The 24,458-nt window shown below is 34.6% G+C and carries 39 protein-coding genes and 3 tRNA genes; 7 read left to right on the top strand and 35 right to left on the bottom strand.

Annotated elements, in window-relative coordinates:
- Positions 1 to 12: 12 nt before the first annotated feature.
- The 28 genes from rpsK to carA all read right to left on the bottom strand — a co-directional run bounded on the left by rpsK (position 13) and on the right by carA (position 14,418).
- Positions 13 to 399, bottom strand: a complete 387-nt coding sequence (rpsK, locus tag OPR57_RS03215; protein ID WP_265037336.1) for a 30S ribosomal protein S11 — start codon at positions 397 to 399, stop codon at positions 13 to 15.
- 24 nt (positions 400 to 423) lie between these two features.
- On the bottom strand, positions 424 to 792 hold the full coding sequence (gene rpsM, locus OPR57_RS03210) for a 30S ribosomal protein S13 (RefSeq protein WP_007550179.1): 369 nt from the start codon (positions 790 to 792) through the stop codon (positions 424 to 426).
- Positions 793 to 851: 59 nt separating this feature from the next.
- Entirely contained in the window at positions 852 to 1,493 is a 642-nt protein-coding gene (locus OPR57_RS03205; RefSeq protein WP_265037335.1) for an adenylate kinase family protein, read from the bottom strand.
- Positions 1,490 to 2,818: a preprotein translocase subunit SecY gene (gene secY / locus OPR57_RS03200; RefSeq protein WP_265037333.1), complete on the bottom strand. Its 1,329-nt coding sequence runs from the start codon at positions 2,816 to 2,818 to the stop codon at positions 1,490 to 1,492. Before secY ends, OPR57_RS03205 begins: the two co-directional genes overlap by 4 nt.
- Positions 2,819 to 2,821: 3 nt before the next feature.
- Entirely contained in the window at positions 2,822 to 3,292 is a 471-nt protein-coding gene (gene rplO, locus OPR57_RS03195; RefSeq protein ID WP_265037331.1) for a 50S ribosomal protein L15, read from the bottom strand.
- A 3-nt stretch (positions 3,293 to 3,295) separates the two neighbouring features.
- On the bottom strand, positions 3,296 to 3,808 hold the full coding sequence (gene rpsE, locus OPR57_RS03190) for a 30S ribosomal protein S5 (protein WP_253309082.1): 513 nt from the start codon (positions 3,806 to 3,808) through the stop codon (positions 3,296 to 3,298).
- Positions 3,809 to 3,820: 12 nt separating this feature from the next.
- The gene (rplR, locus tag OPR57_RS03185) at positions 3,821 to 4,192 is read right to left on the bottom strand and encodes a 50S ribosomal protein L18 (protein WP_265037329.1); all 372 of its coding nucleotides are present in this window, start codon (positions 4,190 to 4,192) and stop codon (positions 3,821 to 3,823) included.
- 5 nt (positions 4,193 to 4,197) lie between these two features.
- On the bottom strand, positions 4,198 to 4,743 hold the full coding sequence (gene rplF / locus OPR57_RS03180) for a 50S ribosomal protein L6 (RefSeq protein ID WP_265037327.1): 546 nt from the start codon (positions 4,741 to 4,743) through the stop codon (positions 4,198 to 4,200).
- A 16-nt stretch (positions 4,744 to 4,759) separates the two neighbouring features.
- Positions 4,760 to 5,155: a 30S ribosomal protein S8 gene (gene rpsH / locus OPR57_RS03175; protein WP_007551150.1), complete on the bottom strand. Its 396-nt coding sequence runs from the start codon at positions 5,153 to 5,155 to the stop codon at positions 4,760 to 4,762.
- A 21-nt stretch (positions 5,156 to 5,176) separates the two neighbouring features.
- Positions 5,177 to 5,485, bottom strand: a complete 309-nt coding sequence (gene rpsN / locus OPR57_RS03170; protein WP_006279345.1) for a 30S ribosomal protein S14 — start codon at positions 5,483 to 5,485, stop codon at positions 5,177 to 5,179.
- 16 nt (positions 5,486 to 5,501) lie between these two features.
- On the bottom strand, positions 5,502 to 6,035 hold the full coding sequence (gene rplE / locus OPR57_RS03165; RefSeq protein WP_064124652.1) for a 50S ribosomal protein L5: 534 nt from the start codon (positions 6,033 to 6,035) through the stop codon (positions 5,502 to 5,504).
- A gap of 6 nt (positions 6,036 to 6,041) precedes the next feature.
- A complete protein-coding gene (rplX, locus tag OPR57_RS03160) occupies positions 6,042 to 6,359 on the bottom strand; it encodes a 50S ribosomal protein L24 (RefSeq protein ID WP_406829240.1) in 318 nt (105 codons plus the stop codon).
- Complete coding sequence (gene rplN, locus OPR57_RS03155) at positions 6,359 to 6,718, bottom strand: 50S ribosomal protein L14 (RefSeq protein WP_265037326.1); 360 nt, start codon at positions 6,716 to 6,718, stop codon at positions 6,359 to 6,361. The genes rplX and rplN overlap by 1 nt, the downstream gene beginning before the upstream one ends.
- 13 nt (positions 6,719 to 6,731) lie before the next feature.
- On the bottom strand, positions 6,732 to 6,968 hold the full coding sequence (rpsQ, locus tag OPR57_RS03150; RefSeq protein WP_265037325.1) for a 30S ribosomal protein S17: 237 nt from the start codon (positions 6,966 to 6,968) through the stop codon (positions 6,732 to 6,734).
- Positions 6,961 to 7,164: a 50S ribosomal protein L29 gene (rpmC, locus tag OPR57_RS03145; protein ID WP_265037324.1), complete on the bottom strand. Its 204-nt coding sequence runs from the start codon at positions 7,162 to 7,164 to the stop codon at positions 6,961 to 6,963. The genes rpsQ and rpmC overlap by 8 nt, the downstream gene beginning before the upstream one ends.
- Before the next feature lie 11 nt (positions 7,165 to 7,175).
- Complete coding sequence (rplP, locus tag OPR57_RS03140) at positions 7,176 to 7,589, bottom strand: 50S ribosomal protein L16 (RefSeq protein WP_182182787.1); 414 nt, start codon at positions 7,587 to 7,589, stop codon at positions 7,176 to 7,178.
- A gap of 14 nt (positions 7,590 to 7,603) precedes the next feature.
- Positions 7,604 to 8,218 (bottom strand): 30S ribosomal protein S3, encoded by a 615-nt coding sequence (gene rpsC / locus OPR57_RS03135; protein ID WP_010962753.1) that lies wholly within the window; start codon positions 8,216 to 8,218, stop codon positions 7,604 to 7,606.
- 39 nt (positions 8,219 to 8,257) lie between these two features.
- A complete protein-coding gene (rplV, locus tag OPR57_RS03130) occupies positions 8,258 to 8,608 on the bottom strand; it encodes a 50S ribosomal protein L22 (RefSeq protein ID WP_265037321.1) in 351 nt (116 codons plus the stop codon).
- Between the two features lie 5 nt (positions 8,609 to 8,613).
- Positions 8,614 to 8,898: a 30S ribosomal protein S19 gene (gene rpsS, locus OPR57_RS03125; protein ID WP_006279181.1), complete on the bottom strand. Its 285-nt coding sequence runs from the start codon at positions 8,896 to 8,898 to the stop codon at positions 8,614 to 8,616.
- A 3-nt stretch (positions 8,899 to 8,901) separates the two neighbouring features.
- On the bottom strand, positions 8,902 to 9,726 hold the full coding sequence (rplB, locus tag OPR57_RS03120; RefSeq protein ID WP_265037319.1) for a 50S ribosomal protein L2: 825 nt from the start codon (positions 9,724 to 9,726) through the stop codon (positions 8,902 to 8,904).
- Between the two features lies 1 nt (position 9,727).
- Positions 9,728 to 10,015: a 50S ribosomal protein L23 gene (locus OPR57_RS03115; RefSeq protein ID WP_015589144.1), complete on the bottom strand. Its 288-nt coding sequence runs from the start codon at positions 10,013 to 10,015 to the stop codon at positions 9,728 to 9,730.
- Positions 10,012 to 10,626: a 50S ribosomal protein L4 gene (gene rplD, locus OPR57_RS03110; RefSeq protein WP_064124641.1), complete on the bottom strand. Its 615-nt coding sequence runs from the start codon at positions 10,624 to 10,626 to the stop codon at positions 10,012 to 10,014. The genes OPR57_RS03115 and rplD overlap by 4 nt, the downstream gene beginning before the upstream one ends.
- A gap of 2 nt (positions 10,627 to 10,628) precedes the next feature.
- On the bottom strand, positions 10,629 to 11,351 hold the full coding sequence (rplC, locus tag OPR57_RS03105; RefSeq protein ID WP_265037317.1) for a 50S ribosomal protein L3: 723 nt from the start codon (positions 11,349 to 11,351) through the stop codon (positions 10,629 to 10,631).
- Positions 11,352 to 11,360: 9 nt separating this feature from the next.
- Complete coding sequence (gene rpsJ, locus OPR57_RS03100; protein WP_265037315.1) at positions 11,361 to 11,681, bottom strand: 30S ribosomal protein S10; 321 nt, start codon at positions 11,679 to 11,681, stop codon at positions 11,361 to 11,363.
- Between the two features lie 14 nt (positions 11,682 to 11,695).
- Positions 11,696 to 12,868, bottom strand: a complete 1,173-nt coding sequence (gene tuf, locus OPR57_RS03095) for an elongation factor Tu (protein WP_265037313.1) — start codon at positions 12,866 to 12,868, stop codon at positions 11,696 to 11,698.
- 78 nt (positions 12,869 to 12,946) lie between these two features.
- Positions 12,947 to 13,017: transfer RNA gene (locus OPR57_RS03090), tRNA-Gly, on the bottom strand.
- A 4-nt stretch (positions 13,018 to 13,021) separates the two neighbouring features.
- Positions 13,022 to 13,104, bottom strand: a tRNA-Tyr gene (locus OPR57_RS03085).
- Positions 13,105 to 13,218: 114 nt separating this feature from the next.
- Positions 13,219 to 14,418, bottom strand: a complete 1,200-nt coding sequence (carA, locus tag OPR57_RS03080; RefSeq protein WP_265037311.1) for a glutamine-hydrolyzing carbamoyl-phosphate synthase small subunit — start codon at positions 14,416 to 14,418, stop codon at positions 13,219 to 13,221.
- A 205-nt stretch (positions 14,419 to 14,623) separates the two neighbouring features.
- On the opposite strand from carA, the gene OPR57_RS03075 reads away from it, so the two are divergent.
- A complete protein-coding gene (locus OPR57_RS03075; protein ID WP_265037309.1) occupies positions 14,624 to 15,109 on the top strand; it encodes a hypothetical protein in 486 nt (161 codons plus the stop codon).
- 45 nt (positions 15,110 to 15,154) lie between these two features.
- On the opposite strand, the gene OPR57_RS03070 is transcribed toward OPR57_RS03075, so the two are convergent.
- Positions 15,155 to 15,292: a hypothetical protein gene (locus OPR57_RS03070; protein ID WP_265037308.1), complete on the bottom strand. Its 138-nt coding sequence runs from the start codon at positions 15,290 to 15,292 to the stop codon at positions 15,155 to 15,157.
- A 4-nt stretch (positions 15,293 to 15,296) separates the two neighbouring features.
- On the opposite strand from OPR57_RS03070, the gene OPR57_RS08015 reads away from it, so the two are divergent.
- Positions 15,297 to 15,617 (top strand): hypothetical protein, encoded by a 321-nt coding sequence (locus OPR57_RS08015; protein WP_265037307.1) that lies wholly within the window; start codon positions 15,297 to 15,299, stop codon positions 15,615 to 15,617.
- 169 nt (positions 15,618 to 15,786) lie between these two features.
- On the opposite strand, the gene OPR57_RS03060 is transcribed toward OPR57_RS08015, so the two are convergent.
- From OPR57_RS03060 to glpX, 3 genes are all read right to left on the bottom strand, one after another.
- Complete coding sequence (locus OPR57_RS03060; RefSeq protein ID WP_265037305.1) at positions 15,787 to 15,972, bottom strand: hypothetical protein; 186 nt, start codon at positions 15,970 to 15,972, stop codon at positions 15,787 to 15,789.
- A 77-nt stretch (positions 15,973 to 16,049) separates the two neighbouring features.
- Entirely contained in the window at positions 16,050 to 16,676 is a 627-nt protein-coding gene (locus OPR57_RS03055; protein ID WP_265037304.1) for a hypothetical protein, read from the bottom strand.
- A gap of 102 nt (positions 16,677 to 16,778) precedes the next feature.
- Positions 16,779 to 17,696, bottom strand: a complete 918-nt coding sequence (gene glpX / locus OPR57_RS03050; RefSeq protein ID WP_265037512.1) for a class II fructose-bisphosphatase — start codon at positions 17,694 to 17,696, stop codon at positions 16,779 to 16,781.
- Positions 17,697 to 17,808: 112 nt separating this feature from the next.
- Between glpX and OPR57_RS03045 the strand changes: the two genes are divergently transcribed.
- Positions 17,809 to 18,828, top strand: coding sequence for a hypothetical protein (locus tag OPR57_RS03045; RefSeq protein ID WP_265037302.1), 1,020 nt, complete (start codon positions 17,809 to 17,811; stop codon positions 18,826 to 18,828).
- 151 nt (positions 18,829 to 18,979) lie between these two features.
- Here OPR57_RS03045 and dnaG read toward each other — a convergent pair whose 3' ends face one another.
- Entirely contained in the window at positions 18,980 to 20,719 is a 1,740-nt protein-coding gene (gene dnaG / locus OPR57_RS03040) for a DNA primase (protein WP_265037300.1), read from the bottom strand.
- Between the two features lie 99 nt (positions 20,720 to 20,818).
- Between dnaG and OPR57_RS03035 the strand changes: the two genes are divergently transcribed.
- Together OPR57_RS03035 and ubiH are read left to right on the top strand one after the other, a co-directional pair.
- Entirely contained in the window at positions 20,819 to 20,989 is a 171-nt protein-coding gene (locus OPR57_RS03035; RefSeq protein WP_265037298.1) for a hypothetical protein, read from the top strand.
- A 282-nt stretch (positions 20,990 to 21,271) separates the two neighbouring features.
- Positions 21,272 to 22,429 carry a 2-octaprenyl-6-methoxyphenyl hydroxylase gene (gene ubiH / locus OPR57_RS03030; protein WP_265037296.1) on the top strand — a complete coding sequence of 386 codons (1,158 nt, stop codon included), beginning with the start codon at positions 21,272 to 21,274 and terminating at the stop codon, positions 22,427 to 22,429.
- 16 nt (positions 22,430 to 22,445) lie between these two features.
- Here the strand turns inward: ubiH and OPR57_RS03025 are convergent, their stop codons facing one another.
- Together OPR57_RS03025 and OPR57_RS03020 are read right to left on the bottom strand one after the other, a co-directional pair.
- Complete coding sequence (locus OPR57_RS03025; protein ID WP_265037294.1) at positions 22,446 to 23,447, bottom strand: gamma-glutamyl-gamma-aminobutyrate hydrolase family protein; 1,002 nt, start codon at positions 23,445 to 23,447, stop codon at positions 22,446 to 22,448.
- Positions 23,448 to 23,536: 89 nt separating this feature from the next.
- Positions 23,537 to 23,609: transfer RNA gene (locus OPR57_RS03020), tRNA-Phe, on the bottom strand.
- Between the two features lie 81 nt (positions 23,610 to 23,690).
- Between OPR57_RS03020 and coaD the strand changes: the two genes are divergently transcribed.
- Together coaD and OPR57_RS03010 are read left to right on the top strand one after the other, a co-directional pair.
- Positions 23,691 to 24,197: a pantetheine-phosphate adenylyltransferase gene (gene coaD, locus OPR57_RS03015; RefSeq protein WP_065094664.1), complete on the top strand. Its 507-nt coding sequence runs from the start codon at positions 23,691 to 23,693 to the stop codon at positions 24,195 to 24,197.
- A gap of 67 nt (positions 24,198 to 24,264) precedes the next feature.
- Complete coding sequence (locus tag OPR57_RS03010) at positions 24,265 to 24,456, top strand: zinc-finger domain-containing protein (protein WP_151808017.1); 192 nt, start codon at positions 24,265 to 24,267, stop codon at positions 24,454 to 24,456.
- Positions 24,457 to 24,458: the final 2 nt, after the last annotated feature.

Genomic DNA, 24,458 nt, shown 5'->3' with positions numbered 1-24,458 from the left:
TTTTCAAATATCCTATACTCTTCTTTTTTTTCTTAACCTGCACCCATTATGAGGAATTGCGGTTTTATCTGCAATTGAAGTCACAGTCAACGCACAGCTCTGAAGTGCTTTAACCGCAGCTTCGGTACCAAAGCCAGGACCGCGAATTATTACAGAGACAACCTTCATACCAAATCTCTCTATTGCATTCTTCGCAGTAGCCTCCGCAGCCTTACCTGCAGCATAAGGTGTGGATTTTCTCGAACCTGAAAAACCACATGCACCCACAGAAGTTTGACATAGCGTATTACCATGAACATCAGTTACATTTACAAAAGTATTATTAAAAGTTGCACGAATATGGACAACACCAGTAATAAACTCCTTCTTACTCTTACCAACCGTTTTGACTTTTTTCATTAAAATTCACAATAATAATAAATTTTATTTTTTCCCAGCAATAGGCAACCGAGATCTACCTTTACGAGTCTTAGCATTAGTATGAGTCCTTTGCCCTCTCACAGGTAAACCTTTTCTATGTCTCACTCCTCTATAGCATCCCATTTCCACTAAAGATTTTATGTTCATAGCCACTTCTTTTCTGAGCTCACCTTCTATAACATAATTTTGTCTAATGAAACTGCTGATCTTTTCTATATCTTCATCTCGTAATTCTGAAACACGTTTGCGCTTATCAACTTCGCAAGCGTGACAAATTACATTCGCAGTAGCAATACCTATACCATATATATAAGTTAATGCAAAAGGAACACATTTCCTCACTGGAATATTTATGCCTGCAATACGTGCCACTGGTACCTCGATACTTTATTAATAACAACTCTTAATTTATACCATAAAACAACTCAGAGTCAAACCAAATTACAAGAAATTTTACTTTCAATCTCTTGCGTTACCTCATCAACACTCAAATTAGCGTCAATTGTTAATAATTTGCCTTTATAATACTCGCGTAAACCTTTCATTTGAAGGTGATATTCACTTATTCTCTTATTAATTGCAGACATATCAGCATCATCAATTCTTTTCTCTAACCTCGTACTTTTACATTTAGCACAAGTAGTACTCTTAAAAGAAGATACACTATATATGCTTTTACAGTCCAAACACGCGAGACGATTTTTTAATCTATCGATTGCAATATTATCGTCAAGCTGCAGCTCAATTACAATATCAACATCCCTATTATATTTTTCTTGCAAAACTTGAGTTAAAAAATGACCCTGGTTTAAATTTCTCGGAAAACCATCTAATAAGCAATTATCATCCACTAATGCAAGCTGGTCACGTAATAATCCACATATGATTTCATCTTGAATTAAATTACCAGATTCCACGGTACCCTTTATTTTTTCACCTAACTCACTACTGCTAGATATAATATTCCTTAATAAATCCCCTACTGAAATTAATTTTAAATTATATTTTGCTATTAACAAGCTTGACTGAGTACCTTTACCAGAACCTGGAGGACCAAAAATCGTAATGATCATCTTACTTTCCTCGTTTTAGATTCATACTTCTTTATCCAGCTGTCGTACCTATTTGAAAAAATATAAGATTGTATTTGCATAATAGTATCAGTAATAACGTTCACTATAATCAGTAAGCTCGTCCCACCAAAAATAAATGGTATATCATAATAATATCTCATAACTTCAGGTACAGTACATATGACTACCAAATACGCAGAGCCAATGAATGTCAACTTAAAAACTATATCTTGAAGGTAATCAGAAGTATGTTTCCCAGGCCTTCTACCAGGTATAAAACCACCATTTTTTTTAAGAAAATCTGCGTTTTCCTCTGGATTAAATATAAAATTGGTATAGAAAAAATTAAAAAATACTATCAGCACCAAATAGGCTACAATATATACTACTTTATTTGCCATAAAGTAATTCAAAATAAAATCAGAAAAAGCGTGCCCCTTATAGAAATTTGCAATTGAAATAGGTGTCAACAAAATTGCATTAGCAAAAATGGTTGGTACTACACCAGATAAATTAATCTTCAATGGAATATAAGTAAAATCGTCATTATGTAATCTTTTAAATTGCTTTTTAGGATGTTGAACAATAACCTTTCTATAAGAAGACTCTACAAAAATGACTAAGAGTAGCAGCAAAAAAAACAATACCAAAACAAAAAGGATAATAAATAACGATACGCTACCGTTTTTATTTAACGTTAACAAAGATGACAAAGCGCTGTGTAACTCTGATATTATGCCCGTGAAAATGATTAATGAGATACCATTGCCTATACCACTAGCGCTGATTCGTTCACCAAGCCATATTAAAAGCATAGTTCCACCTAAAAGGCTGAAAACACCTATTGTACGAAACATAACACCAGGTTCGATTACAACCAATACCCCTTCCCTATTCATCCCTTCCAATCCAACCAAAATTGGAATTGATTGAAATACACAAATTACTATGGTCAGATAGCGTATATAAGAATTCATCTTTCTACGGCCTGACTCTCCATCATTCTTAACCTCCTTCATTCCTTTAATCGCAGAAGAAAGTAACTGAATAATGATAGAAGCCATTATATATGGCATAACGTTCAATGCTAGAATTGTCATTCTAGCCAATGCACCACCAGAAAATAAATTAAATACTCCAAAAACGCCTGAGCCCTCTTTGGGAAATATATCATTAATTACATCAAGATTAATTCCAGGAATAGGCACATAAGTACCCAAGCGATAGCAAATTAAAGCTATTAGCGTAAAAAATATACGCTTTAATAAATCGCCTTTATATAACAACGTAGGATCCAAGCTATTAAATGCTGATTTATTGCCCATGACTTACGATAGTATTTCCACACTACCACCAACTGAAGCTACAGATTTTTTTGCAGCTTCTGACGCAAAATCAACATGAAACACAAATTTTTCGCTCAATTTACCTTTATTAAGAAGTTTAATTTTATCCTTAATAGACTTTATAAAACCTAATTCATACAGCCTCTCCTTATCTATAACAGAGTCTTTCACTATTTTTTTAGCTTCCATTAAGCGCTGTATATCGCCAACATTAATTATAGAGTATATGTTCCTACGTATAGGCTTAAAACCTCTTTTAGGCAAACGAGTATATATAGACTGTTGTCCACCCTCAAAACCATTTATAGAAACTCCACTTCTAGCCTTCTGCCCTTTATGCCCTCTACCGGATGTTTTACCTTTACCACAACCGATACCTCTACCCAGCAACTTAGGCTTCTTTTTCTTAGATAATTTAGTAAATATAGAGTTTAATTTTACAGCATTATTCATACTTTACCTGTTTCCAACTATCTCGCTAATCTTTTTGCCTCTTTTGCTTGCTACCTGACGAGGAGATAACATACTATCAAAAGCCTTAAACACCGCACATATAACGTTATGAGGATTATTTGATCTAGTGGATTTAGCTACCACATCCTTTATACCTAACACCTCAAAAACTGATCTAATCGCTCCACCAGCAATAATACCTGTTCCGGCTCTTGCGGTTCTTAAAACTATCTCACCAGAACAAAATTTAGCTTTAATATCATGATGCAAAGTTCTACCTTCACGCAAGTACACTCTAATCATCGATTTCTTTGCAGCATTGACAGCTTTGACTCTTGCTTCAGCAACTTCTGCGTGCTTACCTATTCCACACCCTACCCTACCCTTTCCGTCGCCAACAACAACCAAAATTGAAAATGAAAATCTTCTACCACCTTTGGTAACCGTTGTCACTCTTCGTACCGAAACTAAAAGCTCTGATAAATCATTATTATTTTGTAAATTCTTTATAGCCATATTCAAAACCTTCTAAAATTCAAATCCAGAACTTCTTAAAGCCTCAGCAAATTGAGAAACTAATCCTGTATATTTATACGCTCCACGATCAAACGTAAGCTGCTGCTCTAATTTTATGCCAGACAGACGCTCAACCATTAAAGAAGAAACCTGTTTTATAGTTTCAGCGTTGACTTTCCCTTTACATACATCCTTAATTTTAGCATCCAAAGTAGAAGCTGAAGTAAGAGTTACTCCTTTTACATCATTAATTAACTGGACATAAAAATGCCTATTAGATTTAAATATGGATATACGTAAACGTTCAGCGCTCTTGTCAAGCTTCGCTCTATTACGTAACTTCCTTTTTTCAGAATTACTTAAAAAATTATACGATCTTTTCATTTTAATTACTTCTTTTTACTTACAACCTTACGCAGCATAAATTTGCCTTTTATTACAACACCCTTACCTTTATAAGGATCATATTTTCTAATTTTGCATATATCAGACGCCACCATATAGACCTTCTGCTTATCCATACCACTAACTACTAAGTGAGTTGGCTTTATGCACTTAATCTCAACATCTTTAGGCACTTTATATTTAACATTATGGCTATAACCAAGATACAAAGTCAAATACTTACCATCACACTCTGCCTTATATCCCACACCGTTAATCTCAAGATTAACAGAAAAAGCATCAACCATGCCGTTAATGATATTATTAATATTACTCCTATAAGTGCCCCACATAGGCTTTATTTTATCATAATTATCTTTATCTTGATCAACAGAAAGCAATAGCTGATTATCAATAATCTGACACACAACATCCCTGATCAAGCTAACTTCTTTTTCAGCCTTAGCACTCTTTATTAACATACTACCATTATTATATTCAACTGAAACACCAGCAGGAATATTGATAGGAGCAGCACCTATACGAGACATGAATTTCTCCTATTATTTAAAACACACGACACAAAACTTCTCCACCAACCTTTAACTTATGTGCATTATAATCAGTCATCACTCCTTTGGGTGTCGATATAATAAAAATACCAAGACCATTATATGCTTTAGAAATGTCCTTATACTTAGAATAACGACGACAACCAGGCTTTGACACCCTAACTATGTCACTAATTACAGGTGACTTCTCATAATACTTCAATTTTACAATGAAAGAAGGTAAATTATCTACCACTTGCTTTTCATAATCAAGAATATACCCTTCCTCTTTTAAAATCTCCAATATAGAAGAATTCATCTTAGAAAATAGTACCCTTGTCGCCCTATGCATTGCCAATTGAGCATTACGTATCCTTGTTAAAAAATCACCAATACTATCAGATAACGCCACAATATACTCCTTATATTATATTTACCAACTAGACTTTGTAACTCCTGGAATTTGCCCAAAAGAACATAAATCACGCAAAACAATTCTACATAAACCAAATTTTCTATATACTCCTCTTGGTCTCCCAGTTAAAGCACACCTATTTCTAATTTTGGTTTTAGAAGAATTTCTAGGCAATTTTTTAATTAATTTATTTTGAGCTGTAAACCTTTCTACAATAGACAAATTCTTATTATTTATTATAGATTTCAATTTTTCTCTTTTTTCTTTATATTGATCGCATAGCTTTATTCTGCGAAGATTTCTTTCTATCATAGATTTTTTTGCCATATATTCCTCCTCTCAATTAATCAAAAAAAGGAAATTTAAGAGCCAGTAATAATTCCTTTGCTTCCTTATCACTAACTGCACTTGTTATAATATTAATATCCATACCTCTAATTTTACTTATTTTATCATAGTCTATTTCTAAAAACGAGATATGTTCCTTTATACCAAAGGAAAAATTACCATTACCGTCAAATTGCTTCACACTAAATCCTCTAAAATCTTTTTCCCTTGGCAAAGCAATATATATCAATCTTTCTAAAAACTCATACATTTTATCTCTACGCAAAGTTACTTTACAACCTACTGTAGCACCTTTTCTGATCTTGAAGCCAGAAATAGATTTTTTTGCAAAAGTTGATAAAGGCTTCTGCCCAGCAATCAAATATAGGCTATCAAGTGGTTCATTTATTGCTTTACTATCTGTAGCAGCATCTCCAACGCCCATATTGATACACACCTTGACAAGTTTAGGCACTTGCATTATATTGCCGTAATTAAACTTATCCTTTAAGGACTTTACTACGCTATCTTTATATAATTCTTTAAACATATCAACCTAATCTATCACTTCTCCAGAAACTTTTGCAAAACGCACTTTTCTACCATCTATAACCTTAAACCCCACTTTAGTTGGAGTTTTATACTTAGGATCTAATGTTGCAACGTTGGATATATCGATAGCTAACTCTTTATTTAATATACCACCACTACTACCAGCTTTTGGTTTAGTATGTCTCTTATGCACATTCACTCCAGAAACAATTACTTTCTTTTTAGCATCACGTGCTATAACTTTGATTACCTTACCAATTTTTCCCTTATCTTTACCAGTTAAAACTATAACGTCGTCACCACTTTTTATTTTAGCACTCATTATAAAACCTCAACAGCTAATGACATTATCTTCATAAAAGAACCAGATGACAACTTTTTTACCGGACCAAACACCCGAGTGCCAAGTGGTTCACCTTGATCGTTAATCAAAACTACAGCATTGCTAGAAAAACGAATTACAGAACCATCAGATTTTCTAATAGGGCTTTTCACCCTCACCACAACTGCTCTATATACTTTTCCCTTCTCAAGTTTCCCTCTTGGAGTAATAGATTTAGTAGATACAATAACTGTGTCACCTATAGATGCAGATTTTCTACCACCCAATAAACCAATACAAAGCACTGCACGCGCACCAGAATTATCAGCTACTTCCAATAATGTATTTTTTTGAATCATGTAAATATCCTATTCAATGTGAGCTATTAACAACAACCCATTTTTTAGTAGTAGAAATAGGCTTGTGTTCTTGTATTAAAACCTTGTCCCCTTCTTTACAACTATTATTCTCATCATGTGCTGTATACTTCTTGTATTTTTTTATAACCTTTTTATACAGCTCATCCTTATACACTTGTAATACCGAAACCTTTACAGTCTTATCACACTTAGCCTTAGTTACAGTACCACAAAAAACCTTTTTAGACATTCTTTTCCTCTCTTCTTCTTTTATTTAATGTAGTTAGAATACGAGCTATGCTCTTTCTTATTAAGCTAAAACGTGAAATATTGTTGCACTGCCCCAACTTCTTTTGAAAAACCAAATTAACAAACTCTTTTCTCAAATTCACAAGAATTTCATGCAATTCTTGCGAGGACCTCGATTCAATGTCAGCTATATCCATTGCAACTCCATTTAATTATGATTAGATACAAATTTACACTTCATAGGAAGCTTAGCAGTTGCCTTTTCAAGCGCCAATCTTGCTAAATGCATGGGAACATCACTGCTAATTTCAAACAACATTCTACCGGGCTTAGCTTTAAATACCCAAAACTCAACACTACCTTTCCCTTTACCCATACGCACATCCGCCGGCTTTTTACTAACAGGGGTATCAGGAAAAATTCTTATCCACACTTTACCAGAGCGTTTTAATGTTCTAGATATTACACGCCTTGCAGTTTCAATATGCTTAGACTGAATCCTACCTGCTTCCATAGCCTTTAGACCATAATCTCCAAAAGATAATGTGCTACCACCTTTCGTGTTACCCTTAATTCGTCCTTTAAATACTTTTTTATATTTACTTTTTTTAGGAACAAACATTTCAATATACCTAATTAGTTACCAATATAAACCCAGACCTTAACTCCTATGATGCCATATATAGTTTTTGCTTCAGCAAAAGCATAATCTATATTAGCACGTAAAGTATGCAAAGGCAAACGGCCTTCTTTATACCACTCAGTACGAGCTATCTCAGCTCCGCCAAGGCGCCCAGAACAACTTACTTTAATACCTCTAGCACCCATCCTCAAACAACTTTGAATAGCTTTTTTCATCGCTCTTCTAAATGAAACCCTTTTTTCTAACTGCTGTGCAATGCTGTTTGATATTAAAACTGCATCTATTTCAGACCTTTTAACCCCTACTACATTCACTTCCACATTATTTTTTACTTTTTCAGCTATTTTTTGCTTTATCTTCTCAATATCCGAGCCTTTCTTACCTATTATCACTCCAGGTCTAGAAGAATGTATTATTACAGATACCAAATCGATCGTACGCTCTATAATTACTTTAGAAACACCAGCATGCTTAAAAGATTCATTTATATAACTGCGAATAGATAAATCTTGATGCAACCCTTGTTTATAACCCTTCTCAGCATACCAAATAGATGACCAAGTATTAATTATTTTTAACCTAAATCCTTTAGGATTAACGTTTCCCATACTTTTGCACTTTCCTTATTAATTTTCTATTTTTATGAATCATATAATTTCCCCCAATTTTACAGTTATATTACTATAACGTTTACTAACTCTATTAGCTCTACCCATAGCTTTTGGACATACCCTACGCAAAGTAAGAGACTTACCTATTGAAATTTCTTTTATATATAAATTATCGATATCCAATCCATAACTATTTTGAGCATTAGCAATCGCAGAATTTAATACCTTCCTTATAAGACCCGCAGCTTTCTTTTCACAAAATCTTAATTGCACAGTGGCAAAAGAAACTTTTTTATTACGTACTAAACCAGCAACCAAATTCAATTTACGAGGAGTTGATTTTAAAACCCTAGAACCAGCTTTAACTATTACATCTCTGTTTTTCATATTAATTACCTTCTTGTCGCCTTTTTATCACCACTATGCCCAGTAAATTTACGAGTGGGCGAAAATTCACCAAACTTATGACCTATCATATTCTGATCATTAACATTAACAGGAATGTAATCCTTACCATTATAAACAGCAAACTTTAAACCTAAACAATTAGGAAGAATTACAGAAGCCCTAGAATGAACTTTTATAGCCATGTTAACAAACCCCTTGTTTAAAGCATTATTCACCGACTTTAATATAGAAGGATGACAAAAAGGAGGCTTCCACGCAGATCTACTCATAAATTAACCTTTCAATTGTTTTATATACTTATCACTAGATTTATTTTTCCTCCGAGTTTTCTTTCCTTTTGTTGCAACACCCCAAGGAGTAACAGGATGACGACCACCAGAGGTTTTTCCTTCCCCACCTCCATGAGGATGGTCAACCGGATTCATCGCAACCCCACGCACAGTAGGTCTAATTCCAAGCCACCTACTTCTCCCAGCTTTACCCAGCTTTCTATTCTTATGGTCAGGGTTAGATACTACACCAATAGTAGCCTTACAAGAAGATAAAATCAACCTAATTTGACCAGACCTGAGTCGTAATAAAACATATTGGCCATCACGACCAACGATTTGTGCATAACAACCAGCAGCTCTAGCAATCGCAGCACCATTACCTGGCTTCAGCTCAACATTATGAACGAAAGAACCAACAGGTATATGCTTGAGTAGCAAACAATTACCTGGCAAAATATCAGCATCATTTCCAGCTGTAACAACATCACCAGGCTTCATACCTTGAGGAGCTAATATATAGGACTTAATATCATCTTCCTTATATGATATTAACGCTAAAAACCCACTTCTATTTGGATCATACTCTATTTTTTCAACTATACCCTGACCACTTCTATTACGCTTAAAATCTATAACTCTATACTTCTTTTTGTGACCACCACCCCTATGACGAGTTGTAATTCTACCATAATTATTTCTTCCACCACTGGACTTTTTACCGGATGTAAGAGACTTTTCTGGCTCATCTTTTGATAAACCAACTTTACTTACTAACACAGTCCCACGAGAAGACGGAGTAACAGGATTAAAAAATTTCATACCCATATTAAACGCTCATTATATCTAATTTTTGACCATCCATCAAAGAAAAATAAACTTTCTTTTTCTGTTTTTCACAACCAATCACACCCCTGAAACGCCTATATTTAGGCTTAATTCTAACAACATTTATAGAAGAAATTTTAACATCAAATAGAGACTCTATTGCCAACTTTATTTGACGCTTATTTACATTTACAAAAACATACAAAGAATATTTATTAAACTTCTCCCTCAAAAAAGAGGCCTTTTCTGTAATTATAGGAGATTTTATTATATTATTATATTTGATCATAACAATCTACCTTCAAGATGCTTTAAAGTATCCTTTGTCAACATCACGCATTCGTGATTCAATATATCAAAGACATTTAACCCAATAGGTTTGATTAAGTCTACATAATGCAAGTTTCTAACAGCACGCAACAAATCATCTCCATAATCACCAACTATCAAAAAGGAAGAAAATTTAAAATTTTTAATACATTTACACATTTCAGACGTTTTCTTCACATCAATATTTAAATTATCCAGAATAATCACTTGATTATTTAAATACTTTAGAGATAAAGCAATTTTTAAACCAAATTTGCGTACCTTCTTATTAAGAGAATAAGTATGACTCCTCACAACAGGGCCGAAAATAATCCCACCACCTCTAAATTGAGGAGATCGCAAGCTCCCTTGTCTTGCCCTACCGGTACGTTTTTGACCATAAGGTTTAGCTGTTGTACCAGAGACATCACTGATACCTTTTGTTTTATGAGTACCAGCTCTTCTCTTCGCTAATTGCCATCTCACTATATCATGCAAAATACTCAATTTTTGCTTAGCAGAAAATATCAAAGGATTGAGCTGAGCAGTACCTACATTATTATTAGATAGATTAACTAAATTACATTCCATAACTAACTTACCAAATTACTAGCATCATCATTTACATCTAACAGCAGACCTACCGAAAAAGGAACATCTTTATGTAAAGATTTTTTAACTGCATCTCTTACAAAAACATAGGAATTTTTAAACCCAGGAACATTATTACCCTTCACAGCAATTATACTATTTTCATGATCAATGGATAATATCTTCATATTTTGTGCAGTTATCCTGCTGTTACCTAAATGACCAGCCATTTTCTTTCCTTTGAATACTCTACCAGGATCCTGACATTGGCCAGTGGAACCTTGTGATCTGTGAGCAATAGAAACACCATGAGATGCCCTAAGCCCACTGAAATTATGCCGCTTCATCACACCAGCAAATCCTTTGCCTATAGAATAACCTGTAATATCAAGATATTGACCAACCACAAAATGATTGATTCCCACTTTTTTACCACATTCTATTCCCGACAGGTCATTTAATCTACTTTCGTATAACTTACATTTATTATTTATACCCTTTTTCTTTAAATATTCCAATTGAGGTTTTGCTATATTTTTAAAATCTCCTGTGCCTAAAATGACTGAATTATAGCCACATTTATCTTGTCCTTTTATATCAATAATATAAGTTTCGCTGAGATGCAATAAAGTTACAGCCATGCGACTATTGTCAGAATACATAGCAGTATGACCAATATTCATCATTAGTAAACCAATTCTCCTCAGCGAATTTATTCTCTTCATTTCCTTCTCCTAAACCTTAACTTCCTTGACTTTTAAATCCACTTCTACGCCAGCAGAAAAAGATAAACCTGTAAGCATCTGCATCATAGTAGGAGTAAGATCATGTAAAACAACCAAACGCCTAGAAGTTCTCATTTCAAACTGTTCACGAGATTTTTTATCAACGTGAGGAGATCTATTAACAATAAATTTAGAATCTTTTCTTGGCAACGCAATCGGACCAGATAATTTTGTACTGGACCGCTTTAATTCATCAACAAATTTTCGAACACACTCCTCCAATAAAGAACAATCGAAAGCCTTAATGTTAATATATATATCTTGCTTCATCTTAGTTACTACACTCACTCCAAAATTTCAGAAACAACACCAGAACCAACAGTTCTACCGCCTTCTCTTATTGCAAAACGCAATCCCTTATCCATTGCTATCGGTACTTGCAATTCTACTTCTACACTCACATTATCTCCTGGCATTACCATCTCCTTCCCATCTAGCAATTTTATGCTCCCAGTTACATCCGTTGTCCTTAAATAAAACTGTGGCTGGTAATTCGCAAAAAATGGTGTATGCCTTCCTCCTTCCTCTTTCTTTAATATATAAACCTCCGCCTTAAATTTTCTATGCGGCGTTATCGTCCCCGGTTTTGCCAATACTTGCCCTCTCTCCACTTCTTCTCTTTTTGTTCCTCTTAACAATATTCCTACATTGAGTCCTGCACTTCCCTTATCCAGCAACTTCTTAAACATTTCTACACCTGTGCATATCGTCTTTTGCGTTCCCTTCAAACCTATTATCTCTATCTCTTCTCCCGTCTTTATCTCTCCCTTCTCTATTCTTCCTGTTACCACTGTTCCTCGCCCCGATATCGAAAATACATCTTCGATTGGCAATAAAAATGGTAAATCCACAGGCCTTGGTGGAACCGCTACATATTCATCTAACTTTTCCATCAATTTATCTATTGATTTCTTTCCATATTCGCTGCTGTCATCCTCCAGCGCCTTGAGTGCTGAACCAACTATCACAGGCACTTCATCCCCTGGAAATCCGTATTTACTAAGCAATTCCCTCACTTCCATCTCTACTAAATCTATCATATCAGCATCAGCAACATCAGCTTTGTTTATATACACCACGATATATCCAACACCCACTTGCTTCGCCAGCAATATATGCTCTCTCGTTTGTGGCATTGGCCCATCAACCCCAGACACTACCAATATCGCCGCATCCATCTGTGCTGCACCTACTATCATGTTCTTTACATAGTCAGCATGTCCAGGACAATCAACGTGTGCATAATGCCTTTTTTCTGTCTGATACTCAACATGCGCTGTTGCTATCGTTATCCCCCTCTTCCTTTCTTCTGGCGCTTTATCTATCTGATCGTACGCTACAAAATTTCCATAATGCTTCGTTATCGCCGCTGTTAACGTCGTCTTCCCATGATCCACATGTCCTATTGTTCCCACATTTACATGCGGCTTTCCAAATGCTTCCACTATTGCTGTCATAATTTAAACTTTTCTACCTAAAATACAAATACATCAATAAATAATATGTTGATTTTATAAAAATACAACAAAAAAAAGAGCGGATAGTGGGAATCGAACCCACGTCACTAGCTTGGAAGGCTAGAGCTCTACCATTGAGCTATACCCGCACAATGGAGGAGGTAGGATTCGAACCTACGTACGCTCACGCGGACAGATTTACAGTCTGTTACCTTTAACCACTCGGTCACTCCTCCACAAAAATTTGTTAAGAGAACGCTATTTTAGTACCTTAACTCAAGCTTTTATTGTATTTAATACTAAACGCCTAAAATTAAAAAATCAAGCAATAAAACCTACCCTGATTAAAATCACGCAGATTTCATTTTATATAACACAATATTGTCAATAAAACGTTTAAACAAATAATGCGAATCATGCGTACCTGGCGCTTCTTCTGGATGGTATTGCACAGAAAAGACTGGGTAATCCTTCATCATTATTCCCTCTACACTATTATCAAATAGAGAAATGTGAGTAATTTCAACATTACTTCGAAGAGAAGCTGAATCAACAACGAAACCATGATTTTGGCTAGTGATCTCAACTTTTCCACTAATTACATCATAAACTGGATGGTTACTCCCTCGGTGACCAATATCCATTTTAATGGTCTTTGCCCCCAAAGTAATCGCAAGTAATTGATGGCCCATGCATATGCCAAAAATTGGTATTTTAGATTTTATAATAATGTCTATTTCTGAAACTACACTTTCTCCTATTTCTTGCGGATCACCAGGACCATTTGAAAGCACTATACCATCTGGATTCACACTCAACACTTTTTGAGCAAAACCTGTGCTTGGTCTGATTAATTCAACTGTACAACCAAGTTCTATTAAGCGTGAAACTATACTGATTTTTACGCCAAAATCAACGATTACAACCCTATATTTTGCATTAAGGTCAATAGCTCTACCTGATGTTATTCCAGTGCGTGACACTGGAATCCATATATTTTTTGCTGGATCCGAGTAGTCAGCTACTTGGATGACAAAGTGCTCCGCTAGTCTATTATTTTCAAAACTGTTATTTAAGCTAACTTTATTGGTTATTTCTATCCCATTTACAGGTTTGTATTCCTTCAATTCATCCAACACATGCGTCTTGCTTGACGGGCATATCATTCCATTTTGAGATCCATGTTTTCTCAAATGTCTCGTTAAAGCTCTAGTATCAATTCCTGATATCCCAATCACGTTATTTTTTTCTAACCAATCATTTAAACTGATATATGAAGAAGAGTGGGACATAGAAGAAAGTTCACGCATAACCACACCACTTGCAAAAATTTTCTCTCCTTCATTATCTTTATGGTTTATTCCAATGTTACCAATATGAGGAAAAGTGAACGTTATAATTTGATCGGCAAAAGAAGGATCAGTTATAGTATGCTGATAACCGGTCATACCAGTGGTAAAACAGACCTCACCTATGCACTTGCCTTTTTTACCTACTGATTTTCCCCAAAAGCACTTGCCATCTTGTAAAATTAAAACTGCGTCCTGCACTTCATTATCTATTTAACTGATTCAAAACAGTATACAAGAATTTTAAATAATACGTAACTCTTTCTAAAATTCCAAATTTAACCACGAAGCAGCAAAAAATAACATGAAAAACTTTTAATACAATCTTTCATATAAAATATATAGTTGACTACCTTCATATTTCGTATTAGATATAGGTAAATCATAAGTAAAGTGGAGGGTAATAATGAACACTAGTATAAATCAATCAAAAAAAATAAATGAGAAGTGGTTAGCTGGAGGAATTGGCGCGCTATTATTTGTAATGATGCTACCGTCGATTCTTCTTTTAGCAAAAATAGCTATAGGGCTAATTATGGTTTCAGTTGCAGCAATAGCGATAAAAGTTGCCTTAAAAACAATATCGAATGCTTTAGAGGATAAACAGGCAGATAAAAGCCAAGCGACGCAACAAACAACACAAAGTAAAATTATAAACCTGGCTATTGGATTAACATCTATATTCGTAGGAGGATTATCAATGCTCATTATAGCACAAACTGGCTTAATTGCAGCATGTGCAGCTATAACTGCTTTAGCTCTACACGAATATGTTAAAAATGAAGAAATAGGAAAAGATATAAACAATAAATTCGATAAGGTAGCTGACGGTATAACTGATTTTATTGTTAGCAATGTTGAAAAACTTATTCCAACAAGCCGCCAAGCATAACAGCCTAAACTGTCTCCGTTCAGGGCATAAGTGTTACAAGTAGCATTATATAAAGCGATTAATGGCATCCTCCTGATAATAGAATAATTGTATCTGTTCAGGGGCATCGCAAATATTGAAGCAAAAGTGGTCAGTGCTTACTATACGAATATTGTGATTTGAATCCACTAGGGAGGATGTCATCCCAGTGCCCAGACACTGGGATCCATCCAAGACAGTGTCATTCCAGTACTTGACACTGGAATCCAGTTTTCTTTATAAATTCACCAAAAGTGCTTCATTCTATAACGCAAAACCCATACTCACCAAACCCAATGCATTGCTTGCAATTAAGTTTCCTGGATCCCAGTGTCTGGGCACTGGGATGACAGGGGAGGGAGGCTACTGGAATGACACCTTTGTGTTTGAGGCAAAACCTGCTATAACATTTCTTCGCAAACAAATGTTCGTACAGTTATGTATCAGCTACTTTCATGACACCATTTGTTGTAAACTCACTTTTTCTTGATTTTTGGTTTATCTTGTCTACCTTCCTTGCTGCTTTCCGGACGGATGCTCTACAGTTATTTCCTCATCAATAGCCGAGCTAGGTGCACCAGAACCAGGTACAACGATATTCTCGTGCGATTGCGTACTCTTCTTTTCCTCGCATGGTGTTTGCTTAATGAAATGTTCTGCTAAAACTTTATGTAAAGCTTTCCTTTTATAAGCACAGCCTTGTTTTGCTTAGCTAACTCTAAAACTTCCTTTGGTTCAACATTTTTACTATTAATAGTTGATTTTTCAATACTAATTTTACCAAAATTTATATCTAGAACAACAGTACAGTTAAGGTCTTTTCCAGATTCATCTTCTGTATCCAAAATAATTACGATGCAACATATTGCAAATTTTGTAAAGCAGTAGTTCCTCTGTTGTTTCTCATTCTTCTCAATCGTTGCTATTCTTTGACCTTTTTCGTTGTATATTTTTCTCTTTCTAATTCACTTTTTTTGTTGAATAAGCTACTAACTTCTAAAGTTTGCCCAGGTTTAATTTTAATATTAAGATTCTGATGAATATTGCGATTTTCTCCAGTATGAGGTCCATTAAAAAAAGCACCAGGGAAATCGCCATTTAATAATTCTTTTGCATCCTGCTCCCCCTTTCTAATTCTACCCAAATATATATTCAATCTTTCTGTGAATTTCTCTTTATCTTGAGCATTACATTTCTCACCTATTATATTGATTATTTTTTCTAACTGTTCACTGTTCTGCAGCATGGAGATAAAAAGAAAAACATTTTTCTTTCTTCCATAATATTTTGCTATTTTATCGAATGGATTTGCCTCTTTACCTTCATTATAATTTATAACATCCGAAGGATCATCACATGGATTCTTTGCAAAATCTAATTTTTGAAAATCCGACAATATGCTTTGCATTTCAGGATCGTTATCAAATTTATGCTTATCTTGAGAAACTTCTTGTACAATTAATTTCTCTTGCGAAATACCCTCTGTAGCATTTTTATCACGTGGGTAAAATAGAAACTTATTTTTGAATTGAGAAAATAAACCTAACATTCCAGGACCCCCTTTTTCTTAAGATAGAAATAACATAAATAATATATTTTAATATCAGTATATTGTAAAGCTAAAATTTAGGTGTATTAAAAAATAATTAACCTAACTTATAACTTGCATCTTTATCAGCTTGTTAGGTAGAATTATTAAAGAACTAGTTGAACAGGTATTACGATTCAATTTAACTCCATCCACAAGTTCTCCGCTTGTTACTCCAGTTGCAATAAACACTGATTCACCTCTTGCCATATCTTTTACGGTGTAGATTTTTTCTGGGTCATGGATATTTAAATTTTTTGCTCTTTCTTTTAATTGATCCGTATCAAATATTAATCTTCCCTCCATCTGCCCACCGATTGAGCTTAGCGCTGCAGCCGCAAGCACTCCCTCTGGTGCTCCTCCTATGCCGATATACATATCGTGATTGCCATTTACTAGTGAAACTACGGCCGCAACATCACCATCATCTATTAGTTTAACTTTTGCTCCTAATTTCCTGATTTTCTCTATTAATTCATCATGCTTTTCACGTTTAAGTACAGTTACCACGAGATCATTCACTTTGCATTTTTTTGCCTTGGCTAAATTGTCTAGATTCTTTTCAATGCTATTTTTTAGTGAGACCACACCCTCTGGGAGATTTTTTCCTACTGCTATCTTTTCCATATAAACATCAGGTGCATGTAAAAAATTACCTTTTTTCGTTGCAGCAAGAACGGACATTGCCCCCTGTTTGTAGTGAGCGCAAATCGTAGTGCCCTCAAGTGGGTCAACAGCAATGTCGATTTCAGGACCATTTCCAGTGCCAACCTTCTCGCCAATATACAGCATTGGTGCTGAATCTCTCTCACCTTCACCAATTACGATAGTACCATTTATTTCCATTGAATTTAATACTGTACGCATTGCATCAACTGCAACCTGATCAGCCTTTTTTTCATCACCAAAGCCTGCTAGTTTATATGCAGCAAGCGCCGCAGCTTCGGTCACTTTAACTAATTTATAGGCTAAATCTTCCATCATTTGCTTTAAGAACCATAAATAAAGCATTCAATATATATCATGCTGCTTGAAACTGCAATATGCCTTGACTGGTTATGGGAAAGTTGCTATAATAAATTAGATAGTAATAGTGGTAAAATTTGACATGACTTATGAAGAGATAAAGGGAATTGTAACTAAAAATCCTGATATAACTGCTGAGGAGTTTGGTGAGAAGCTCAAAGAAAATAGGATAAATATAAAAAAAATAAATAAACGTCATTATACTTTACTTGGGCATATTGTTAATTCAAAGGGACCTAATATTACAGACAACACCAATGATCGTGCTATATTTCTACAAATTATTAAATTACTCACAAATTTGAAAACTAAAGGCAATACTGGTCAATTCAAATATGTAAAAGCTGGATTGAACGAAGCTATAACGACTGAGCAAGCTGATGTTGTAAGAATACTCTTGGGTAGTGATAAGTTTAATGAAGAAGAAAAATTTAATGCTTTGCTCTGTGCTGTTACTCAAGAGTATGTTCAGGAAGTTAAATTATTGTTAGGTTATGTAAATGATGAAAACATGCAAAAGGCTTTAAAGGTGGCCATGGATAAAGAACAAACTACGCAAGTTAAAGAAATTACTCAGATACTATTAAATTTTATTACACCAGAAACATCTAATGTAGAAGAAAATAGAGCAAAACCTTGCAGCAGTAATGGGAACATTGGTAGTAAACCTGTAGCAACAGTGCCTCCAGTTAGTACTAATAATGATGGTTTATCAAACTATAGTCACAACAATGAAATACCTGTAGCAACAGGGATTGACCAAACTGCCACGCCAAATAATGGTAATAAAGCTAATGGCTTCACAGATGCTCAATTTTCTATACCAAATGAACAAGAAACTAAATATAAGGAAAATTTTCACAACTCATTAAAGAGAGATGCTGTTGGAGTTGCTGTTACAGGATTACTAATTACTGCGGCTGTGATGATTCCATTTGTGGCTGGTGCTATAGTTTGTGGTATTATAGCTGCTTTGGTTGCAATATATACCGGATTGCATATAAAAAATTCTACATTACCAAGTTATAGAGAAATGGAAGAAAATAAAGTTGAACACGCAAGTAAGTCCACAAATCGTAAACCATAAGATGTCATCCCAGTGTCAGCTACTTGCATGACAAGGGCATAAGTGTCAACACTGGGTTAGCCCAAGCATGCCGCCGCGGTATCTCTTATCATAAATTCCGTTAAAAAGCAGCAGAATGACAAACAATCTAAAAATAATTAACTGTAGCAGTCTACTTGTGAATAAATTCCATTTGCATTTCTTGTATACTACTTTCTATTTGCTCTATTTGTTCTATCAACCTTTCTTCTAAGTCAAGATTACTGCTCAGCCTCGCTTCGGTTCTTTCTTTTCGTAATGCATTTAATTCTTTTAGTAACACTATATTATTCCACACAATTTCTGCAGATTTTCTCTCGTTCAATTGGCTATTTAGTACACTAGTTTTTTCAAATACATACTTTATAACGTTAAACTGTTTTAATTCTTGCTGTTTATCGAGTTTGCTTTTGTTACTTATTACATCAATTATACGCTGTTGTAATCTTTTCATCTCATTAGTAAATTCAAAATGAGAAAATTGCTCAAAAAATATAGGACGGTTCAAAATTTCAGGAAATTCTACGGCTATACGCAAAATTACGGCCTGATTTTGCTCTGCTTCAATTAGCTCTGGAGATTTATTATGAAGATACTCACCTTTTGTTGCTCTAGTTTTACTATTAAAAATCTGTTTTTTGAAGCTACTTCTTAGTTCACTAGCCTTATTGTAAAAATAATCTCTGTAATACCTTCTAATACTGCTGTTGCTAATAGTATTTACATATTCCATGAACTTGTGCTCAAGAATTGAATATTTTTCCGGAGCAAGTTTTTCATAATTTTGCAAATTGCTATCGATTATGTGATGCCATAAATATTCAGAATGCAGTTTTGTTGAATGGTCAAGAGCAGTCAATACGTCTTCTTTCTTGTATTCCAGTTCGTTACATATATCGTATGGATCTTTATTACTCGGCAAAGTCACAAACTTTAACGTGTATCCAGGCTCTAATATTTGCAGAGCAAGTTCTGCAACTCGAGTAGCAGCACGACGTCCAGCACTATCGCCATCCATACAGATGGAGATTTCTTTAGCAAATCTCCATAGATTTTTTATCTGTTCTGCAGAAATTGCGGTACCAAGCGGAGCAACTGCATTACTAATTCCCGCTTGATGTAGCGCTATAGCGTCCATATATCCTTCAACAACAAATATGTGCTGTTTTTTACGTATTTCGCTTAAAGCAAAGTTTAATCCGTATAAATTCTCCCTCTTCTTGAAGAGCTGACTCTCTGGGCTATTTAAATATTTCGGCTGTTGCTCAAAGCTCAGCGCACGTCCACCAAAACCAATAACTCTCCCTGCAATGTTGTATATAGGAAATATCAGCCGGTCATAAAAATAATCATGAAAATTTTTGTTTACTAATCCAATATCAATTAAAATTTTGTCTTCAATACCTGAAGAGTTTAAATACTCTTTCAAACCAGAGCTTGGTGCATAACCTATCTTAAATTTATCTATGATTTTAGGTGAAATCTTACGCTGCTTTAAATAATCTACAACACCTTGATTTTTTTGTGCAAACCAATTTGCAGCCAAATCAAGCGCTAAAAATAGTTTATTATCCTCTTTTGTAATACTAAGATTTTTGGGCAGTTCAACACCTGTAACCGATGCTAATCTTTCCAATGCTTCTTTAAAGCTTAATCCTTCAGTTTGTGAAATAAATTCAAATGCATCACCACTAGCTAAGCAACCAAAACAGTAATATAACCCCTTAGTATTGCTCACCGAAAAAGATGGGGTTTTTTCGTTATGAAATGGACAGAGTCCAACAAAACTATCTCCTCTTTTTATTAATCTGACTTTTTTACCTACTATGTCGGATAATAATAATTTTGATTTTATAATATCTATATGATCCATCTTGTTAAATTAGTAGTAGGATAAAAATTATATAGAATTTATATACATCTGACTCGAAATTTATTTCTATAACTAAAGCAATTCAGATTTACCGATAATTTGGTAAGCTATGAACTCGTCATTCCGCTGCGTGTTAGCGGAATCTATACCGCGAATGAATCCACAACTGTACGAACATTGTCTACCAGAAGGGTGTCATCCCAGTGCTTGACACTGGGATCCAGGAATTTTATTAAGTTGGTAAGCATAAAAGTAGCCGTTTTATGTTAAAATACAACATTTTGATGATTATGAAAAAGCTGGATCCCAGTGTCAAGCACTGGGATGACATCATAGAGGCACTGGAATAACATCATCCTTTTTTCTGAATTCCAGTGTCAGCTACTTTCATGACATCGTTTACTATGTGCCACATTGCAATGTTCGTACAGCTATGGAATGAATCGCGGTATGACGTAGGGAAACCTTTCTTGGGTTAGCTATAGGTCTTTGTCTATAAAGTTTGTTTAAACTATTTTTAAAATAGATAGAATATAATTTTAGATAAATAAAATGAATGATGATGTAGTCATTTCAGGTGGTGGGTTGCTTGGTCTTATTACTGCAATTGGCCTCAGTTGTAACTCTGTGTCTGTAGCTGTGATTGAAAAAAATAGTCTACCACGTGTAGTAGATGACAATCGAGCATTTGCTGTTTCTCAAGGCTCGAAAAAAATATTGGAAAAGTTAGGGATTTGGCAGTTTGTGGAGAGTGAAGCTGAACCTATACTTGATATATGCGTATTAGATGGAGATAGCCCAATTATTGTGCATTATAATCATAAAATGGTTAGCGAAGAGCCAATGGGTTATGTTATTAACAATGCTACTATATGGAATGCAATCAACAATAATTTTCTGAATAAACTAAATATATACTCTCCACATTCCTATAAAACAATTGCTTGTGATTCAGGATATGTGGAAGTTATTCTTAATAATAACCAGGAATTAACATCATCGCTACTTATCTGCGCTGAAGGCAAAAACTCTAAATTACCAGAGTTATTTTCTATACCGACAGTGAAATTTAACTATAAACAAAATAGCATAGTATTTAATGTAAAGCATGAACTGCATCACCAAAACTTAGCTGTAGAGCGTTTTTTCCCTGGCGGTCCATTTGCAATTCTACCGATGAAGGGTGGCTATACTTCTTCGATAGTTTGGACAGAAAAATCTGAAATTTCAAAAATGCTAATGGATCTGTCTGAAGAAGAATTTATTATAGAGCTTAAAAAAAGATTTGGTTCTTATTTAGGAGAAATAAAATTAGAGGGTGAAAGAAAACTTTATCCTTTAAGTTTTGCTTTCGCAAAAAAGTTATATAAGGGTAGAGTTTTGCTTATCGGCGATGCAGCACATTCAATTCATCCAGTTGCAGGTCAAGGGCTTAATCTTGGAATTAGAGATGTAGAAAGTGTTATAAAGCACGTAGTTGCTGCAAAAGCGGCTGGTATTGATGTTGGCAGTAGTTATTTATTAAAGAAAATTTCACGTAACAGATGCTTTGATAATTTTACAATGGCGCTTGCAACTGATGGATTAAATAGGATGTTTTCCAACAGAATATTCTGCGCTAAAGCACTAAGAAATCTTGGCTTGATTGCAGTTGAAAATTCAGATTTCCTCAAAAAACGCTTCATTCGGCATGCTATGGGATTTATATAAACTACTATTTTATCTATTAAGCACGATAAAGAAAATCATTTATAATCGCTATAGCAACTAGTGTAGACACTTGACGTTCCTTGTGATTTGATAAATAGAGGTTTTTATCTGACTTCACAACAAGGGCTTCTGGATGACTTTGAAAGTGAACATTACCATGCTTATCTTCAATAGCCTCTATTACCCCATCACTGGAAAATGCTGCAACTTTATATCCAAGTGACTCCAATTTTCTTCTATTTTCTGGTGTATTACTTACTGCTCCTGAATGAGCATCTGGAAAACATGTTGAAAACCAGCCATTTTCATTAGGTATTAGGAATTTGGCTACTACTTCTGCTAAACGGCTATTTGGAACGATCTTTATCCGCTGGAGAGGTACATCCTCTTTCTGTGGATTAGGTGCTGATTTTATTTGCTTCTCTTCATCACTCACAACACTCACTACTTCAATTCCCTTTGCATTCATTATGCCTTCACATATGCCAAGTAAATGAATTGCAGGGTTATCATCAACTATTTTTACAATTGCTTCAGTAACAAGCTGACGATAAGGAGTGGGTGCTGAATGTAAATTATCCGGAATAAATATCCTATTTATTTTGTGCTCTTTAATGAATTGTGCAACTTCAACTTTTATTCGGTCTAATGTTAACTTCTTTGCCAATGTTTCATCTTGTTTTGCGAGATTAAGTGACTCTGTCTGAATTTTTTTAAGGCTAATTATCTTATTATAATCAATTAGTACAATTTTAACTCTAAAATTATTAAACATCTCGTAGACATTTTGAGATAGCCCAAGCTCATGCGGGTATGTCTCTTCTTCCGTTTTCAACAAACCAACAACTATGTCATTATTTACTGTATTTTCTGCCGTCAAGACAGTTGACGCTGGTTCTTCTTTTCTGGTTACATGTTGAGATGCCGGTTTTTCACTAACGCCCGCATAAGTAATATTGCTTAATAATAGAACTATAATTAATAGGATATTAAATATTCTGCTATAATATTTATACATATAGTTTACCCTCTCAACACTTATATCAATATCATAACATATTATAGAACGTTTTACAACAAAAAGGTAAATTTAGTAAGAAAGGAAAGTGGCCTGAGCAGGAATCGAACCAGCGACACAAGGATTTTCAGTCCTTTGCTCTACCAACTGAGCTATCAGGCCAACTGTATACTTTCATTTTTAGATAAAAAATGTTATCATGTCTATCAAAAGTTTTTAAAGTAGTTTATATAAAAACAAAGGATGAACATTAATAACAGAACAGGAATCTACCCTGGCACATTTGACCCTATAACTTTTGGGCATCTTGACATAATCAAAAGAGCGTGTAAACTAGTCGATAAATTAATAATAGGGGTTGCAGAAAACGTTAATAAGCATACTGCCTTTGACACAAAGCTACGCACAAGCATGGCTGAAAATGAAATCAAAGGACTAGGAATTGATGCAGATGTTATATCTTTTAATGGGTTGCTAGTGAAGTTTGCCAAAGAGCAGAATGCTTCTGTTATTATTAGAGGATTAAGAGCAGTGTCGGATTTTGATTACGAGTTTCAAATGAGTTGGGTAAATTATAAACTTCTTCCTGAAATCGAAACCATATTTCTTCCCGCTTCTGAAGATACTCAATTTATCTCATCAAGTTTTGTAAAGGAAATAGCAAGATTAGGAGAAGATGTTAGCAAATTTGTATCAAAAGGCGTTCAAAACGAATTGATTAACCTGAATAGGATAAAAAATGGAGAATAGTGCTTGTTATTTTTTATTTCTGAATGGGTATATTCAATATATAAATGTTATAAGCTAAAGGACTAGCATGTCAAAAGTGAGGGTTAATAATAGAAAAGTTTGTTGTCATGGTGATGAAAATGATGAGGGTTCCGGCCATCCATTAATATATTTAGATATGGGAGAAGAAGAGGAAATAGCCTGCCCTTATTGTGAAAAGACGTTTGTCCATGACTGTACTGTGGAAGCGGTTGGGGAGCTGACTAGAGATGACCTCTAATG

This window comes from Wolbachia endosymbiont (group A) of Anomoia purmunda (assembly GCF_947251545.1).
GTDB lineage: Bacteria > Pseudomonadota > Alphaproteobacteria > Rickettsiales > Anaplasmataceae > Wolbachia.
This window is presented reverse-complemented; position numbering and strand designations above follow the sequence as displayed.